A 14,735-nucleotide genomic window follows, 5' to 3' on the forward strand; every position below is an offset into this window, starting at 1 on the left:
TCATGTGTTCGCTGCGACCGTGGAGAGGGGGTCGGATGCGGGCTGCAATTTCCGGCCACGCCTCAGCTGCCACTGTTTGACCAAGGCATAGAGCGCCGGGATCACCCCAAGCGTGAGGACGGTCGACGAGATCATTCCGCCGACCATCGGCGCTGCGATGCGGCTCATCACTTCGGAACCAGTGCCGCTGCTCCACATGATCGGCAGAAGGCCGGCCATGATGGCTACCACGGTCATCATCTTCGGTCGCACGCGCTCAACCGCGCCTTCCATGATCGCCTCGTAGAGGTCATCGACCGTCGGCTCGCGGCCTTCCCCGAGACGTTTGGCTTTAATGGCTTCCCATGCGTGGTCGAGATAGATCAGCATGATCACCCCGGTCTCCGCAGCGACGCCCGCGAGCGCGATGAAGCCGACCGCGACCGCGACGCTGAGTTGGTAGTTGAGCCACCACATCAGCCACACGCCTCCGATGAGTGCGAAGGGCACCGACAGCATGACGATCAAAGTTTCGGTGAGTCGCCGGAAGTTGAGGTACAGAAGTACGAAAATCAGGCCGAGCGTCAGCGGCAGTACGATCTTCATTTTCTCCTTGGCGCGCTCCATGTACTCAAACTGGCCGCTCCAGGTTGCGTAGTAGCCCGGCGGGAAGGTGACCTGTTCGGCGACCGCCTGCTGTGCGCGTTTGACGAACGCGCCCAAGTCCGCGTCACGGGTGTCGACATAGACATAGGCAGCGAGCAGCGCATTCTCGGTGCGAATCCCTGGTGAACCGCGCGTGAGGCGGACCTCGGCGAGTTGGCCGAGCGGAATTGGTCCGCTCATCGTCGGCACGTACACTTCGGCGGCAATCCGCTGTGGGTCATCGCGCAAATCGCGCGGATAGCGGACGCTGACGTTGTAGCGCTCGAGGCCCTCGACAGCGGTCGTTACCATGTCCCCCCCCAGCGCGGTCGCGACGACTTCCTGCACCGCCCCGACCGACAGGCCATAGCGCGCGAGCTGCTCACGTCGCGGCACGATATCGACGTAATAGCCGCCGGTAACGCGTTCGGCGTACGCGCTGCTTGCACCCGGGACATTCCTTACCGCGGCTTCAACTGCTTTCGCAACCTTCTCGATGGTATCGAGATCCTTGCCGAATACCTTGACGCCGATTGGAGTACGAATTCCGGTTGACAGCATATCGAGGCGCGCCTTGATCGGCATCGTCCAAGAGTTCGCGACGCCGGGGAACTTGAGTGCTGTGTTCATCTCGGCGATCAACTTGTCGGTTGTCATGCCGGGGCGCCATTCGCTTTGAGGCTTGAGATTGACGACCGTCTCGAACATCTCAAGGGGAGCGGGATCGGTCGCCGACAGCGCGCGTCCGGCCTTGCCGTACACCGACTCGACTTCGGGGAAGGTCTTGATGATGCGGTTCGTTGTCGCAAGCAGGCGCCCGGCTTCGGTCACCGACATCCCGGGCAGGGCCGCGGGCATGTAAAACAATGTGCCTTCGTTGAGGGTCGGCATGAACTCCGAACCCAGTTGTCGCGCGGGAAAAATGGTGGCAGCCATTGTCACGAGCGCTGCCACTAGCGTGAGGATCTTGTGGCGCATGACCCACGCGATGATCGGTCGGTAACTCCATATCAGGAAGCGGTTCAATGGGTTTTTCGCCTCGGGCAGGATACGGCCGCGCACGAAGAACAGCATCAACACTGGTACAAGCGTCACCGACAGCAGTGCGGCACCTGCCATTGCGAACGTCTTCGTGAAGGCGAGCGGAGAGAACATCCGGCCTTCCTGCCCTTCGAGCGTGAACACCGGCAGGAAGGACACCGTGATAATCAGGAGTGAGAAGAACAGCGCTGGGCCGACTTCCTTGCAGGCGCGAATAATCGCCTCACCGCGCTGCGCTTGTGTCGCATTCTCGGGCAGATGCTCTATGCGCTTGTGCGCATTCTCGATCATGACGATCGCGGCATCGACCATCGCCCCGATGGCGATCGCAATGCCTCCGAGGCTCATGATGTTCGAGCCCAGACCAAGCGAACGCATGGCGATGAACGCGATGAGGATTCCGAGGGGTAGCGTGATGATCGCGACGAGTGCACTGCGCACGTGCATCAGGAACACCACACACACTGCGGCGACGATCAGGCTTTCCTCAAGCAGTGTCCATTTCAGGTTGGCGATCGCTCGCTCGATCAGCGTAGAGCGGTCATAAACCGGTACAATTTCGGTGCCTTTGGGCAGCCCCGGTGTGATCTCGGCAATCTTCGCCTTGACGTTCGCAATCACATCGAGCGCATTCTGGCCGAATCGCGCCATGACGATGCCCGATGCGACTTCGCCTTCGCCGTTGAGTTCGGCAATACCTCGCCGCTCGGCTGGAACGAGTTCGACGCGCGCGACGTCGGCAATGCGTACCGGGGTGCCGCCTACGCTCTTCAGAACGAGGGCCTCGATATCCTGCACGCCCCGCAGGTAACCGCGACCGCGGATCATGAATTCCTTTTCGGCCATCTCAATGACTCGCCCGCCGACGTCGCGGTTCGAATCCCGGATCACCTTGCCTACCTCGTCGAGCGCGAGCCCGTAGGTCGCAAGCCGGTGAGGATCGACAGTAACCTGATACTCGCGCACGAAACCGCCAATGCTTGCGACTTCGGACACGCCGCCGGCCTTCGTCAGTTGGTAGCGGACGTACCAGTCCTGCAGGCTGCGCGTCTCTGCAAGTGAGATGTTCTTGCCGGTCAGAGCGTACTGGTACACCCACCCGACCCCCGTCGCGTCCGGGCCGATCTGCGGTGCCACGCCGGCGGGTAGCCGACCCGCGACGGTACTCAGATATTCGAGGACGCGCGAGCGGGCCCAGTAAATGTCGGTGCCGTCCTCGAAGATCACGTAGACGTACGACGCACCGAACATCGAGAAGCCACGCACTACCTTCGCGCGCGGCACCGCGAGCATCGACGTCGTAAGCGGGTAAGTCACCTGATCCTCGACCACTTGCGGCGCCTGGCCCGGGAAGTCGGTGAAGACGATGACTTGAACATCCGACAAATCCGGCAATGCGTCGAGCGGCGTGTTCTTGACCGCATAAATGCCGCCACCGATCAGGAACAGCGTCCCGAGCAGAATCAGGAAAATATTGCGGGAAGACCAGTCGATCAGCCGGTCGAGCATCTTAGTGCCCTCCGTGGGCAGCGGCAGCAGCCGTGGATTTTTCGATGCGTGTGACGACGAACTCGCCAGGCGCCCGCTGTACGAACTCGAAACGCACCTTCGTGCCCGGTGCGACCCCGGCGACGAGATCCTTCGATGCGACTCCAAAGTCCATTGTCATCGCCGGCCACTGCAGCGCAGGTATGTCGCCGTGCGTCAAGGATACGGTGCCGGCCGTTGCGTCGAACGCATCAAAGGTGCCTTCGCCACGGAAGATCTGCGCGGCAGCCGACGGTCCTCCGCTCCCTGGTGCAGTGGAATCGGTGAAATTCGACAATGCGGCCTTGAGCTGGCTCTCCGAGTCGATCAGGAAGTTCGCGGACACGACAACACGGTCGCCAGCCTTGACGCCATCCGTCACTTCGACGAACTCCTTGCCACGCTGGCCAATGCGTACCGGTTGCGGCCTGAACCGACCTTCGTCGAGTGCGATCAACACCACCTGGCGCGTGCCGTCGTCGATGACTGCGGACGTGGGCACGGTGACAAGCGGGGTCGTCGAGCCGGCTGCAAGTTCGACGTGGGCGAACATACCGGGACGCAGCAGACCGTCCCGATTGTCGAGTTCGAACCGAACCTGCGTGCTGCGTGTCTCCGTATTCAGAGTCGGGTAGAGATAACTGACCTTCGCCTCGAAACGGCGGTCGGGCATGGCGTCGAACGCGACTGAAGCCGATTGACCGGTCTTCACGCGAGCGAGGTCGCGTTCGTAGACGTCGGCGATGACCCAGACCTTCGACAGGTCGGCGATGCGATACACCGCCTCTCCGGGCATGAAGCGAGCCCCTTGTACGGCCTTCTTTTCGAGCACGATCCCGTTCGTCGGCGAGTGCAAAGTCTGGCGCTGCGGCACCTCGCCACTCGCGGGCGCGGCGACTTCCCAATTGCGAAGCCGCGCCCGGGTGGCGTCGGCGAGTCGGCGCGCGGCGTCGGCAGCGACGGAGTCGGTAGCTGAGCTGTCGCGCTGCAGCCGCTCGGCGATGCGCAGTTCGTCGCCAGCAGATTGCAGTTCCGGGCTGTAGATCGTGAAGAGCGCCTGGCCGCGCCGCACCGGATCGCCGACCGCATTGACATGAAGGCGCTCAATCCAGCCTTCGAAGCGTGGTGCGACATCGACGATCGCGCGCTCGTTCAGCTCGACACGTCCGGCCGCACGCACTGCCGTATCGACGATGCGCATCTCGGCGACCGCCGTCTTGACGCCAAGAGTCTGCACTCGGGCGGCGCTCACGACGACCACGCCGCTGTCGTCCGGCTCGTCATCGGCATAGACGGGGATGTAATCCATACCCATGGAATCCTTCTTGGGCACCGGCGAGGTGTCAGGGAGACCCATCGGGTTTCGGTAGTACAGAACCTTGCGCTCATCGTTCGCGCTCGACGACGTGCCATTGATGGAAGCGACCTCGTGGGAAGCAGCTGCGTGGCTCCGACCGGCTGCCACCTGTCCGTCTGCGCGGTTACCCGCCCAGTAACCGGCGCCCAACGCGAGCGCGACCGCGACCGCGGTCAATGAAAATTGAATGCCGGGCTTCACGGCAGTTCTCCTGCAAATTTTTCAATCTCGGCGAGTGCCATCCGAGTGTCAATGTCGGCCTGCAGCATTGCCATCCGCGTATCGACGAGTTGGCGTTCTGCTTCAAGTACGGTGTCAAAGTCGACGCGGCCCGTTGCGAAGGCAGTGCGCGTTGCATCGCGTGTCGCCTCCGCTTGCGGCATCAGTGTCCCGCGCAACAGTTGCAGGGTTTCGTGGCCGCTCGAGTACGCGGCATACGCGGTGGCGAGCTCGCCAAGCAGCTTCGATTCGGCTGCGGCGCGCTTTGCATCGGCGGCCGTAACCATCAGCGCCGCCTCGCGTTCGCGTGCCCGGCGGGCGGATTGCTGCAGCGGGATCATCACCTCGAACATGACGTCCCAGGATTGCTCACCGCCGCGTGGCCGATTGTTCGTCAGGCCGACGCTGAAATCAGGGTAACGGTCAAGCCAGGTACGGTCGCGTTCGATCCGGGCGGCCTCGATGCCACGCTCTTCGGCGGCAATCATCGGGTTCGTCGCACGCGCACGCTCCACCAACTCCGCGAGTGCAAGTGCCTGAGGCAGCGGTGCCGGATCCTGAGGAGGTGCAAGTTCGCTGCCTGGGGCACGCCCGAGCAGTGCGTTCAGCGCGGAAGCCATGCTGCGACGCCGCTGCTCGATGCCAACCAGCGCAAGCCGCTGCGAAGTGATCTCGCGTTGCGCCCGCAGGACCGCCTGTTGCGGCAATAGGCCGAGGCGGTAGCGTGACAGGGTGATCTCCTCGAGGCTCTGGAGCAGCGCAAGTCCGTCGCGATTGAGCACCGCCTCACGGTCGGCCGCGTAATAGCGGAGCCAGGCGGCCTTGATCTCTGCCGTCAGATTCAGCCATGCCGCATCGCGATTCGCGCCCGCCTGATCGGCACGAGCGCCTGCCGCCTGCGCTGCCAGATCGCGCTTACCCCAGCCCGGCAGCGGCTGGATGATGCGGTAGCGCGTTTCGCCGACTTCGCCCGGAACGAGCGTGGTCGATCCGCCGCGCATCGTGTTGGTGAAATCCATCAGCTCGATCTGGAAGTTCGGATCGGGCAGTGCGCCGGCCGGGCCAACCCGCTCGCGCGCGGCTGCAGCTTCGGCACGGTCCACGGCAAACGCCGGATTGTTGAGGCGGGCCTGTTCTATCAGACCGGCAGCGTCGGTCCCGAGCGCGGCGCTCTGCCCATATGCGAGACCAGTGCCGAGACTTGCTGCAAACACGAAAATGCCCGCGGCCCTGTGCAAGGAACGCAGGCCTACATTAGGCGATTTCATCGGAAAAGGGCTGAGAGTGGCGGCCAGAGTCGATCGATGGTACGACAGTTGAAACGGGAGTCGGCACGGCATCCAACTCCCGCTGAGCAGCATCAGTTCGCCGCTTCGAGTTTCATCACGGTAAACACGCCATCGACGCGTTCGGCGCGAAAGCGGACCCTGTCACCTGCCTTGACCTGCTCCAGCATTGCGGCATCATGCGCGATAAACGCCATTGTCATTGCAGGCATCCCAAGATTCTCGAGCGGACCGTGATTGATCGTGATCTTGCCGGCGGCCTTGTCAACCTTCTTGATCGTGCCGTCCGACAGCGCAGATGCGACCTCGCTGCTCGCGACGGCGGTGCTGTTGTGGTGGGAGCCGTGCTCGCTCGCAGCATAGACTGGAGCCGCACTCATGAGTGCGGCAACGAGCGCAAGGGCGGAAAGGGGCCGAAGAGCAAGCATGGAAAATCCTGTTTTCTGACGAATCACAGCTAGTATGGATAGGCAATTTGAACTGGAAGGTGACTGGAAAATTACTTTTCTGTCAGATTTGTGTGGTTGATCCGTTCAGCCGTGGGAGACGATAATTGTGCCGACCATGCCAGCTTGGTAATGACCGGGGATAAGGCACGCGAAATCGAAGGTTCCTGCGCGGTTGAAGGTCCAAACGATCTCGCTGCTACCACCTGGGGCGACGTGGGTCATCCATGGCGCATCGTGCTCCATGCCAGGGAATCTCATCATCAAGTCGGCATGCTTGTCGAGTACCGGTTTCGTGCCGATGACCATTTCGTGCAGAACCCTGTCGACGTTGTGATGAACGAAACGGATGGTCTCGCCAAGGCGGACTTCGACGCGGTCTGGCACGAAGCGCATTCCATCAGTCATGATTACCGGGATCGTGCGGCTGATCTGGTTGAAATCGCCTGCGATACCCCAGTCCTGCTGTTCAATGTTGATCGCCGTTCGCTGTGTATCGGCGTGCTTCGCGTCTCCGTGCGCAAATGAGGCCCGGCCGGCAATGAGCGAACCGGTAGCAAGCAGGGTCGTGGCAATAAACTGACGCCGGAAATTCATTGTGACTCCATTTTCGGGGTTGGACACTACGTGCAAAACTGAGGGGGAATCCGATCGAGATCGGGATTCAATCGGTATCCCGTGTGGCCGCCGGGCTTGCGGACATCGAACCTCATCGGAGGATCGGACGCAACGGTCGCCATGGACTGACCGCCCGCGTCGTTGGCGCGTTTCGGCTCAATCGAGACTTGCTCCGGGACGATTTTCTGGACGTTCTCGACGAGACGGCGGTGATCGACAGCAATCATAGCTGGACCCGCACCCGCCATCGCTTCAGCGGCCGTGGAGTAGCCATCTGGCATTTAGCGCATCTGTGATTCCATTGCGTGCAGCTGCACTTCCATCAGCGCCATGCGTCGCGCTGGCTTCGGCTCCGTGCGGATCGACCTCGTGCGCTGCAATGCGCAGGCATGCCGGTTGTCGGTGTGACCTAAGCGGGTGCCGCTTGGGTAGTGTAGGAATGATGACTGTCGGGTTCCTCGGCGTATGACTTAGCCGCCAAAGCGGCAGGCATCGTGGAAGACGCCACAAGTGGAATTACGAGGCGCATCGACATCATCGGTTTCACGGGATTGCCTCCTCAGGAAGGAACGGAACGGACGTCCTCGGTACGGGCCGATACATCGCAATATTGCGACCTGAAAGGTGTCAGGAGTCTGTCTCGCGAATTACATCTTGGTAATCTCGGTTCTATGACCGATGCGGGAAGGCAAAATGTCCTCGCATGCTTAAAGAAGAGGGCAATCATGAAAATCCTGATCGTCGAGGATGAGCCGAAAACAGGCGATTACCTGCAGCAGGGGCTGGTCGAAGCCGGATTCGTCGTTGACCTGGCGCGTGATGGGCTAGACGGTCTGCATTTGGCGCTCAACAGTGACTACGACTTGATCGTACTTGACGTGATGCTTCCGTCCCTCGATGGGTGGGGCGTACTTCGAACGGTCAGACGTAGCGGCCGTGAAATGCCAGTGCTGTTCTTGACCGCGCGTGATCAAGTGGAAGACCGGGTTCGCGGACTCGAACTCGGCGCCGACGACTATCTGGTCAAGCCCTTCGCCTTTTCCGAGTTGCTCGCACGAGTGCGCACTTTACTGCGCCGCGGAAAGGCAAAGGAGCCGGAGGTGTTCCGCGTCGGCGATCTGGAACTTGACCTCCTGCGGCGGCGCGTGACGCGTGCAGGTGTAAAGATCGACCTCACGGCGAAGGAGTTCTCCTTGCTCGAGTTGCTGCTGCGTAGGCAGGGCGAGGTATTGCCGCGATCGCTGATCGCTTCCCAAGTGTGGGACATGAATTTTGATAGCGACACGAATGTGATCGAAGTCGCGGTGCGGAGACTGAGGGCGAAGGTCGATGAACCATTCGAACCTAAACTCATCCGCACCGTTCGTGGCATGGGCTACGTCCTGGAAGCGCCGGAGGCACGGTGAAATTCAGAATGCCGCTGTCGCTTACGGCCCGGCTCGCTCTGCTTTTCGCGCTGGTGGCGGCAAGCCTGCTGATTCTAATTGGTGTACTGCTTGGGCAAGCTGTCGAAGGACATTTTGGCGAGATTGATGATCATGAACTGCGCGGAAAACTCGTTCTGATCGAGAACTTGTTGCAGCGGGCGAATACGCCGCTGGCCCGGGAACAACTGCCTCAACGCCTCGACGAGGCTTTTGTCGGGCACGACGGAATTGCAGTGTTGTTGCGTAACGGCGCCGGCGTGGTGAGCTATGCACTTCATCCGACATCCTTCGAAGATGAGCTGCTAGCACGGGGGCAGCCTGGATCAGGTGTTAGCCGTTGGAAAAAGAACGGAAGCTATTACGTGGGCCGCGCGAAAACAGTGCGCCTCCAGGGCCCTGAAGGGATGATGGAGGAGGCCAGCGTGGCGGTCGCGCTGGATGTTACCCATCACACGAAATTCCTGGAAGCAACGAGCATTCGGCTTTGGCTTGGGATTGCGCTCGCAGCAATCATCGCCGCATTGTTGGGCTGGTGGGTCGCACATGGAGGACTCGCACCATTGCGCAGAGTGACGGCCATCGCAAGTGGTTTATCGGCAGAGCGTCTTGGAGAACGCCTCAAGGAAGGTGACGCGCCAGTCGAAGTGCGCGAACTTGTGGATGCCTTCAACGGCATGCTCGGCCGCTTGGAGTCCGCATTTCAGCGCCTGTCCGACTTCTCGGCCGATATCGCCCATGAACTTCGTACGCCAATCTCAAATTTGATGACACAGACGGCTGTATCGTTATCCCGTACGCGTAGCGAAGACGAGTATCGTGAGGTGCTGACTTCCAATCTCGAGGAGTATCAACGGATCGCTCGAATGGTCACTGACATGCTATTCCTTGCAAAAGCAGATAACGGACGCCTGCCAAATCCAAACGAACGGGTGGCTCTTGCCAACGAGGCGCGTGCATTGGCCGAATTTTATGAGGCTCTCGCGGAGGAGCGTGATGTAAGCGTGGTAGTGCGCGGAGAGGCGACGATCAGTGGCGACCGACTCATGCTGCGGCGAGCAATTTCGAATCTGCTTTCGAATGCTCTTCGGCATTCCCGTCCTGGAAGCACAATCGAGATCGATGTCGCCGATCAAGGCTCGCACGTAACGCTCGGCGTGCGAAATCGCGGCGACACTATTCCAGTTGATCAACAACCACGAATCTTCGAGCGCTTTCATCGGGCAAGTGCTGAACGGCAGCATCACGGCGAGGGTGCGGGGCTAGGGCTTGCCATTACACGCAGCATCGTTCAGGCCCATGGGGGGGAGGTGGACGTCGAGTCTGCCAACGGTATCACCGAGTTCCAAATCCTGCTTCCCCACACAGTAGCCAACAGACCTGTCACAGACTAGTCCGTCCACAACCTCATTGAGAGGAAATTACCTATGGTCGTCAAACTTTCACTCTCGGGCCGCGAGCGCACGTTGTTCGCCGTCGTTGCGTTGTCCGTCATGTCCGGTTTTTCGTCGGCGTTTGCCGCGCCTGAAGAAGTTACCGTATATAAGGATCCGAATTGTGGCTGTTGCGGAAAGTGGGCAGACCACATGCGGTCCCACGGTTTTAAAGTGAAGGAAATCGCCACGCCTAGGATGGGAGAGATTAAACGTGAGGCCGGACTACCCGTGGCGCTGACCTCATGCCACACGGCAACGGTGGGCGGTTATTTCATCGAGGGTCATGTGCCCGCTGCAGATGTAAAACGCCTGCTTGCCACCAAACCACAGGTCACAGGGGTCGCCGCCCCCGGTATGCCTCAAGGGTCTCCGGGGATGGAAGGGCCGTTCCCAGCGGACCGCTACGAGGTCGTAAGCTTCGACCGAAAGGGTGTGACGACAACATTCTCCAGACACTGAGCGACTTTCTTCACCCCGCGCCATCAGGGAGGGCGCCGAGTAAGGCGTGGCGCGGCCGCGTCGAGCAGTTCCAGGGTAACTCGATCGCGCCAGGCCTCGTGATCGAGTCGTCATGTATCGTATTGGTCCTGACGAGGCAAACCCGCACGCTTCGGGCGTTGATGCGTCGCAATACCCTGCGGCGTCCTGCGCGACAAGCGCATCAATTGAATTCCTCGTCATCAGGCGTTGATGGGCTGCGTTTCGGGATGGGCGCGTTACAGTCCTTGAAATTCACGTAGACCTTGTCGCCGACCTGCAATTTCGAGTCAGCAGGCAACTTCGCGGCGCGCGCATAGGGATGTCCATTGCGCAAGAGCGCGACCATCACATACCGATCGTTGCCGTCAGTGTCCGACGCCTCGGTCCTGCAGTCGTAGTACGACGGCCGCTTCAGACTTTTCGCCGGGCCGATCTCGACGACGGTTCCTTTGCGCCACCCGTCACCCTGCGAGTATTTCCCTTCAAACACCGTGGGGCTGGTCGCACATCCGGCCAGTCCACCGAGGGCTACAACAACCATTCCTGCCGCAAGTACTTTCATTGGGTCACCTCCATAGCACAAGGAATGGCTGCCCGCGGCGACGTGCTGCGGGCAGCCGGACAAAGTCACTTCAGCGTGAAACGCGCGGTGGTGGTCGGCTTGCCCGGCAGGGTGACGACCGCCACCAGCTTGGTGCCGGCGCCCACCTTGAAGTTGCCCTTGGCCTCCAGCCGGTCGCCGGCGGGTTTGAGTTCGACTTCCTGCTTGTCGGCGCCCGCGAGCAACGTGAGCTTCGCGCCGCCGTTGGTTACATCGGCCGGCTTGCCGTGATCGCGCAGGTGCAGCTGAATGAGGTCGTGCTTGGCGACGAGTTCGAGATCCAAGTCCTTCCGGTCGCCTGTTGCAACTGCTACCGGCGGCGATGGCAAAAGGAATAACTCATTTTGCTAGCGTTTCTTAACAGCCTCGTCTGTGGTGCCGATGTTCCGGGGATGTATCTCCAGAGGGGGCGGTAACCGCAAATCGCTCTGGTGAGGCCTCAAAGCTCTCGCGATTCTCACGCGTCGCGAAGTAATACGTTCGGCCCTTATAGACACAGGTGACCGCATGGAGCACCTGAACCGGTCGACCGCTCACGGGGTCGATTGCCGACTCCGCGCGCGGCCCCTGATCGCCCGCAGTCGGGCTGTGCGCCCCGTGCTCTTCAGAACGTCCGTGGCCATATGACCTGCGACCGCCACCACAGCCCATACCTCCGCGGCTCATCATGGCGAACACCCCCACCAGCAGAAGTACCCAGATCCAGTTTTGAGATAGCCACTCCATAATGCTCACCTCAAGTGTGGTCGATCCCGGTTCCGCGGTCTTAATGGCCGCCTCGTGTGTCGAACGGTGCCCGCAGCGCTCGACCTTACGCGCGGAACTGCTGTAACACCATTCTGCTGCTGATCGGATCCTAGGCCCACTATGCACTTGGACGGTTGACGAGAACGTGACTGGCAAATGACATTGCAGTCATTGGAGTTGAGCACCGCTTGGTACCTCCCAAGTCGCGTGGTTTCTGTGGTTGGTCAGAATGGCCGATCGATCGGCACCCGAAACAAAGTGAAGGGCTCGGCTTTGATCCGGATAAAGTGATCGGGCAGTTTTGGCGCGCTCTCGCCAGTTGGGTAGCGCACACCAGGCCCTGCTGTCGATGACCGCCAACCACGTTCGTTTTCTAGGGCGCTCGGATGGGAAGAAGCTGGAGAACTTCGAGTGGGAGCCGATCCATGACCGCAACGTGATCTCGGTACTCGAGAATCCCTTCTTCGTCAGAGTCTACGGTTGCGGAAAGGCGTGAAGCGCACTGCGCTGGTCGATGGCCGCGTTCGTAGGAGGTGATCAGACGCCCCGGTTGCCCTGAGTTTGTCGACGTACGCGAGCACAGCCGGGCCTCGACGGCTGCGAGCATCAGGCGTTCGTCGGCGGGGTGTCGGATGCCATTACGCGTAAAGGGCGCGCTTGAGCCGCACGACGCTCCAGGTGCCGAGCAGCGCCGTGGCCGCCGCAAGGGCGGCGAAATGGGGCCACAGCACGTCTAGACCGATCCCTTTCATGAGCACGCCGAGCGCGATCTCCATGTAGTGGCGCACCGGACTGAAGTAGGACATCCACTGCATGGCCTGCGGCATGCTTTCGACCGGCACCGTCGTCCCGGAAAGGAACATCAGCGGGAACAGCATGAGGAAGGCCAGCAGCAGGGCCTGCTGGAGATTCTCTGCGAGCGTGGCGATGAAGAAGCCGATCGACAGAAAGGCCGCCAGTGCGAAGGCCGACGCGGCGATGAACAGTGCCAGGTTGCCGGCCAGCGGTACCCCGAAAAGTCTGGCGATCAGCAGGCTGGGGGCCAATGTCAGCATGCCGACGGTGAACGGGGGTAGCGCCTTTGCCGCGATCAGCTCGTAGCTGCGAAGCGGCGTGACGATGAGCTGCTCGATGGTCCCCGACTCCTTTTCGCGCACGAGCCCGGCCGCCGCCGTGATGACCCCGACGAGAAGACCGGCCACGACGATCATCGACACCGCCATGAAGTGGCGGAACTCGAGCTGCGGGTTGTACCAGATGCGGGTTTCTGCGCGTACGCCGGGCAACGCGACCGCCACCCCGTGGCGGGCGGCGTGCTCGACAAGCACGTCGCGGGCAAAGCCGCCCACGATTGCCACGGCATAACCACGCGCTGCATTCGCAGTATTGGCGTTCGTTCCACTGAGCAGCACCTGTACCGTCGCCGAGCGGCCCGCTTCGATGTCTTGCGCGAGGCCCGCAGGAATGATCAGCGCGAGGTCGGCGCGGCCCGAATCGAGGATTCCGTCGACCTCGCGCAGGCTCGTCGCCGGAACCCGTTCCCCGAAATAGTCGGTTGCGGTGAAGCGTTCCACGAGGCGGGCGCTGATCTGCGAACGGTCGCCGTCGTAGACCGCGAGCTTCAGGTTGGACACGTCGAAGGACAGGGCCACCGTGCACATCACCATGTCCGCCGTGTAGATGAAGACGATCAGTGCCACCAGCAGCCGGTCGCGCAGGAACTGGCGGAACTCCTTGCGGGCCGCCGCGGCCAGGCGTCGTGCCGAGGCGTTCATCTCGCCACCTTCTTGCGCAGCGACAGGCTCGCGGCGCCGAACAGGACGATCGCATAGAGCCCGAGCAGCGCGAGGTTGCCCCACAAATACTCGATGCCGACGCCCTTGAGGAACAGGTCGCGGCTGATGTCGTTGAAGTAGCGGGTGGGGAACACATACGTGTAGAGCTGCATCATGTACGGCATCGTCGAGATCGGGAACAGGAAGCCGGAGAACAGGAAGGAAGGCATCAGCGTGCCCACCAGCGACAGGAACACCGCGGCGACCTGTGTACGCGCAACGGTCGATACGGCAACGCCGAGCCCGACGGTCACGAAGACATAGAGCAGCGAGGCGCCGAGAAGCAATGCGAGGCTGCCGCGGAATGGAATGTCGAACCAGTAGGTACCGACGAAGAGCACGAGCAGCATCTCGGCAAACGCGATCGCTGCGTAGGGAATGATCTTGCCGAGGATGAACGTCGCCGGACTCACCGGCGACACGTAGATCTGCTCGATCGTGCCGCGCTCGCGCTCGCGCACGATGGCAAGCGCGGTCAGCATTGGCGGGAAGGCCATCAGGAGGACGGCGAAGAGTCCCGGGACGATGTAGTTCACGGTCTTCATCGGGGCGTTGTACCAGACGCGGGTCTCGAGCCGCAGCGGCGGCGGCGCGTCGATACCGAGCTCGGCGAGGCGGCGTTCGGCAAGCCCGGTCGAGAAGCGGTTGACCACGGCCGCAAGGTAGTTCGACACGATCAGCGCAGTGGGGGAGAAGGAGCCGTCGATGAGCAGTTGCACGGATGCCTCACGAGCGGAGCCGAGCGTGCGCGAGAAGTCGGGCGGAATCATGATCACCACCGTCGCGTCGCCCCGATCGAGCGCCGCATCCACGTCGCGCGGCGAGTTGAGGTTGCGATGCAGACGGAAGTAGCCGCTCTGCACGAAGGTCTCGACGAAGCGCTGGCTGTCCTGGGTGCGGTCCTGGTCGTAGACGGCGATCGGTACGTCCTCGACATCCATCGAAAGGCCATAACCGAATATGAACAGCAGCAGGAGGGGAAGCAGCACGGCCACGGCGAGCGTGATCGGATCGCGCACCACTTCGATGGATTCCTTGCGAACGAGCGCCCGGAGCACAGGCCAAGTATTCATTTTGCCGCCGCAATCCGAGTT

At 61.4% G+C, this 14,735-nt stretch carries 15 protein-coding genes; 4 read left to right on the top strand and 11 right to left on the bottom strand.

Going from position 1 to position 14,735, the window contains the following annotated elements; all coding sequences use genetic code 11:
* From GO615_RS13830 to GO615_RS13855, 6 genes are all read right to left on the bottom strand, one after another.
* Positions 1-3,174 (bottom strand): efflux RND transporter permease subunit, encoded by a 3,174-nt coding sequence (locus tag GO615_RS13830; RefSeq protein WP_169128980.1) that lies wholly within the window; start codon positions 3,172-3,174, stop codon positions 1-3.
* A gap of 1 nt (position 3,175) precedes the next feature.
* On the bottom strand, positions 3,176-4,750 hold the full coding sequence (locus GO615_RS13835) for an efflux RND transporter periplasmic adaptor subunit (RefSeq protein WP_169128982.1): 1,575 nt from the start codon (positions 4,748-4,750) through the stop codon (positions 3,176-3,178).
* Positions 4,747-6,036, bottom strand: coding sequence for a TolC family protein (locus GO615_RS13840; protein WP_169129038.1), 1,290 nt, complete (start codon positions 6,034-6,036; stop codon positions 4,747-4,749). Before GO615_RS13840 ends, GO615_RS13835 begins: the two co-directional genes overlap by 4 nt.
* 92 nt (positions 6,037-6,128) lie before the next feature.
* A complete protein-coding gene (locus GO615_RS13845) occupies positions 6,129-6,482 on the bottom strand; it encodes a copper-binding protein (protein WP_169128984.1) in 354 nt (117 codons plus the stop codon).
* A gap of 105 nt (positions 6,483-6,587) precedes the next feature.
* On the bottom strand, positions 6,588-7,097 hold the full coding sequence (locus GO615_RS13850) for a cupredoxin domain-containing protein (RefSeq protein WP_169128986.1): 510 nt from the start codon (positions 7,095-7,097) through the stop codon (positions 6,588-6,590).
* Positions 7,098-7,123: 26 nt separating this feature from the next.
* The gene (locus GO615_RS13855; protein ID WP_169128988.1) at positions 7,124-7,345 is read right to left on the bottom strand and encodes a hypothetical protein; all 222 of its coding nucleotides are present in this window, start codon (positions 7,343-7,345) and stop codon (positions 7,124-7,126) included.
* 498 nt (positions 7,346-7,843) lie between these two features.
* On the opposite strand from GO615_RS13855, the gene GO615_RS13860 reads away from it, so the two are divergent.
* Genes GO615_RS13860 through GO615_RS13870 form a run of 3 tightly spaced genes read left to right on the top strand, consistent with a single transcriptional unit; the run spans position 7,844 to position 10,437 of the window.
* Entirely contained in the window at positions 7,844-8,524 is a 681-nt protein-coding gene (locus tag GO615_RS13860) for a heavy metal response regulator transcription factor (protein WP_169128990.1), read from the top strand.
* A gap of 8 nt (positions 8,525-8,532) precedes the next feature.
* A complete protein-coding gene (locus GO615_RS13865) occupies positions 8,533-9,936 on the top strand; it encodes a heavy metal sensor histidine kinase (RefSeq protein WP_169129040.1) in 1,404 nt (467 codons plus the stop codon).
* Positions 9,937-9,969: 33 nt separating this feature from the next.
* The gene (locus tag GO615_RS13870; protein WP_169128992.1) at positions 9,970-10,437 is read left to right on the top strand and encodes a DUF411 domain-containing protein; all 468 of its coding nucleotides are present in this window, start codon (positions 9,970-9,972) and stop codon (positions 10,435-10,437) included.
* Between the two features lie 202 nt (positions 10,438-10,639).
* On the opposite strand, the gene GO615_RS13875 is transcribed toward GO615_RS13870, so the two are convergent.
* The 3 genes from GO615_RS13875 to GO615_RS29515 form a co-directional block, all read right to left on the bottom strand.
* On the bottom strand, positions 10,640-11,020 hold the full coding sequence (locus GO615_RS13875; protein WP_169128994.1) for a hypothetical protein: 381 nt from the start codon (positions 11,018-11,020) through the stop codon (positions 10,640-10,642).
* 65 nt (positions 11,021-11,085) lie between these two features.
* Positions 11,086-11,343 (bottom strand): hypothetical protein, encoded by a 258-nt coding sequence (locus GO615_RS13880; protein ID WP_246262282.1) that lies wholly within the window; start codon positions 11,341-11,343, stop codon positions 11,086-11,088.
* 73 nt (positions 11,344-11,416) lie between these two features.
* The gene (locus GO615_RS29515; protein WP_169128996.1) at positions 11,417-11,785 is read right to left on the bottom strand and encodes a YHS domain-containing protein; all 369 of its coding nucleotides are present in this window, start codon (positions 11,783-11,785) and stop codon (positions 11,417-11,419) included.
* 370 nt (positions 11,786-12,155) lie between these two features.
* On the opposite strand from GO615_RS29515, the gene GO615_RS13890 reads away from it, so the two are divergent.
* Entirely contained in the window at positions 12,156-12,302 is a 147-nt protein-coding gene (locus GO615_RS13890) for a hypothetical protein (protein WP_169128998.1), read from the top strand.
* A 142-nt stretch (positions 12,303-12,444) separates the two neighbouring features.
* On the opposite strand, the gene GO615_RS13895 is transcribed toward GO615_RS13890, so the two are convergent.
* Positions 12,445-13,581, bottom strand: coding sequence for an ABC transporter permease (locus GO615_RS13895; protein ID WP_169129000.1), 1,137 nt, complete (start codon positions 13,579-13,581; stop codon positions 12,445-12,447).
* The gene (locus GO615_RS13900) at positions 13,578-14,714 is read right to left on the bottom strand and encodes an ABC transporter permease (RefSeq protein ID WP_169129002.1); all 1,137 of its coding nucleotides are present in this window, start codon (positions 14,712-14,714) and stop codon (positions 13,578-13,580) included. The genes GO615_RS13895 and GO615_RS13900 overlap by 4 nt, the downstream gene beginning before the upstream one ends.
* Positions 14,715-14,735 lie beyond the last annotated feature (21 nt).

This window comes from Aromatoleum evansii (genome assembly GCF_012910805.1).
GTDB lineage: Bacteria > Pseudomonadota > Gammaproteobacteria > Burkholderiales > Rhodocyclaceae > Aromatoleum > Aromatoleum evansii.

Bases quoted from the DNA above. Each gene is read 5' to 3' on its own strand.
- GO615_RS13875 (WP_169128994.1), bottom strand. From the start codon at position 11,020: ATGAAAGTACTTGCGGCAGGAATGGTTGTTGTAGCCCTCGGTGGACTG.
- GO615_RS13870 (WP_169128992.1), top strand. From the start codon at position 9,970: ATGGTCGTCAAACTTTCACTCTCGGGCCGCGAGCGCACGTTGTTCGCC.
- GO615_RS13860 (WP_169128990.1), top strand. From the start codon at position 7,844: ATGAAAATCCTGATCGTCGAGGATGAGCCGAAAACAGGCGATTACCTG.
- GO615_RS13850 (WP_169128986.1), bottom strand. From the start codon at position 7,097: ATGAATTTCCGGCGTCAGTTTATTGCCACGACCCTGCTTGCTACCGGT.
- GO615_RS13865 (WP_169129040.1), top strand. From the start codon at position 8,533: ATGCCGCTGTCGCTTACGGCCCGGCTCGCTCTGCTTTTCGCGCTGGTG.
- GO615_RS13895 (WP_169129000.1), bottom strand. From the start codon at position 13,581: ATGAACGCCTCGGCACGACGCCTGGCCGCGGCGGCCCGCAAGGAGTTC.
- GO615_RS29515 (WP_169128996.1), bottom strand. From the start codon at position 11,785: ATGGAGTGGCTATCTCAAAACTGGATCTGGGTACTTCTGCTGGTGGGG.
- GO615_RS13840 (WP_169129038.1), bottom strand. From the start codon at position 6,036: ATGAAATCGCCTAATGTAGGCCTGCGTTCCTTGCACAGGGCCGCGGGC.
- GO615_RS13845 (WP_169128984.1), bottom strand. From the start codon at position 6,482: ATGCTTGCTCTTCGGCCCCTTTCCGCCCTTGCGCTCGTTGCCGCACTC.
- GO615_RS13830 (WP_169128980.1), bottom strand. From the start codon at position 3,174: ATGCTCGACCGGCTGATCGACTGGTCTTCCCGCAATATTTTCCTGATT.
- GO615_RS13855 (WP_169128988.1), bottom strand. From the start codon at position 7,345: ATGATTGCTGTCGATCACCGCCGTCTCGTCGAGAACGTCCAGAAAATC.
- GO615_RS13890 (WP_169128998.1), top strand. From the start codon at position 12,156: ATGACCGCCAACCACGTTCGTTTTCTAGGGCGCTCGGATGGGAAGAAG.
- GO615_RS13900 (WP_169129002.1), bottom strand. From the start codon at position 14,714: ATGAATACTTGGCCTGTGCTCCGGGCGCTCGTTCGCAAGGAATCCATC.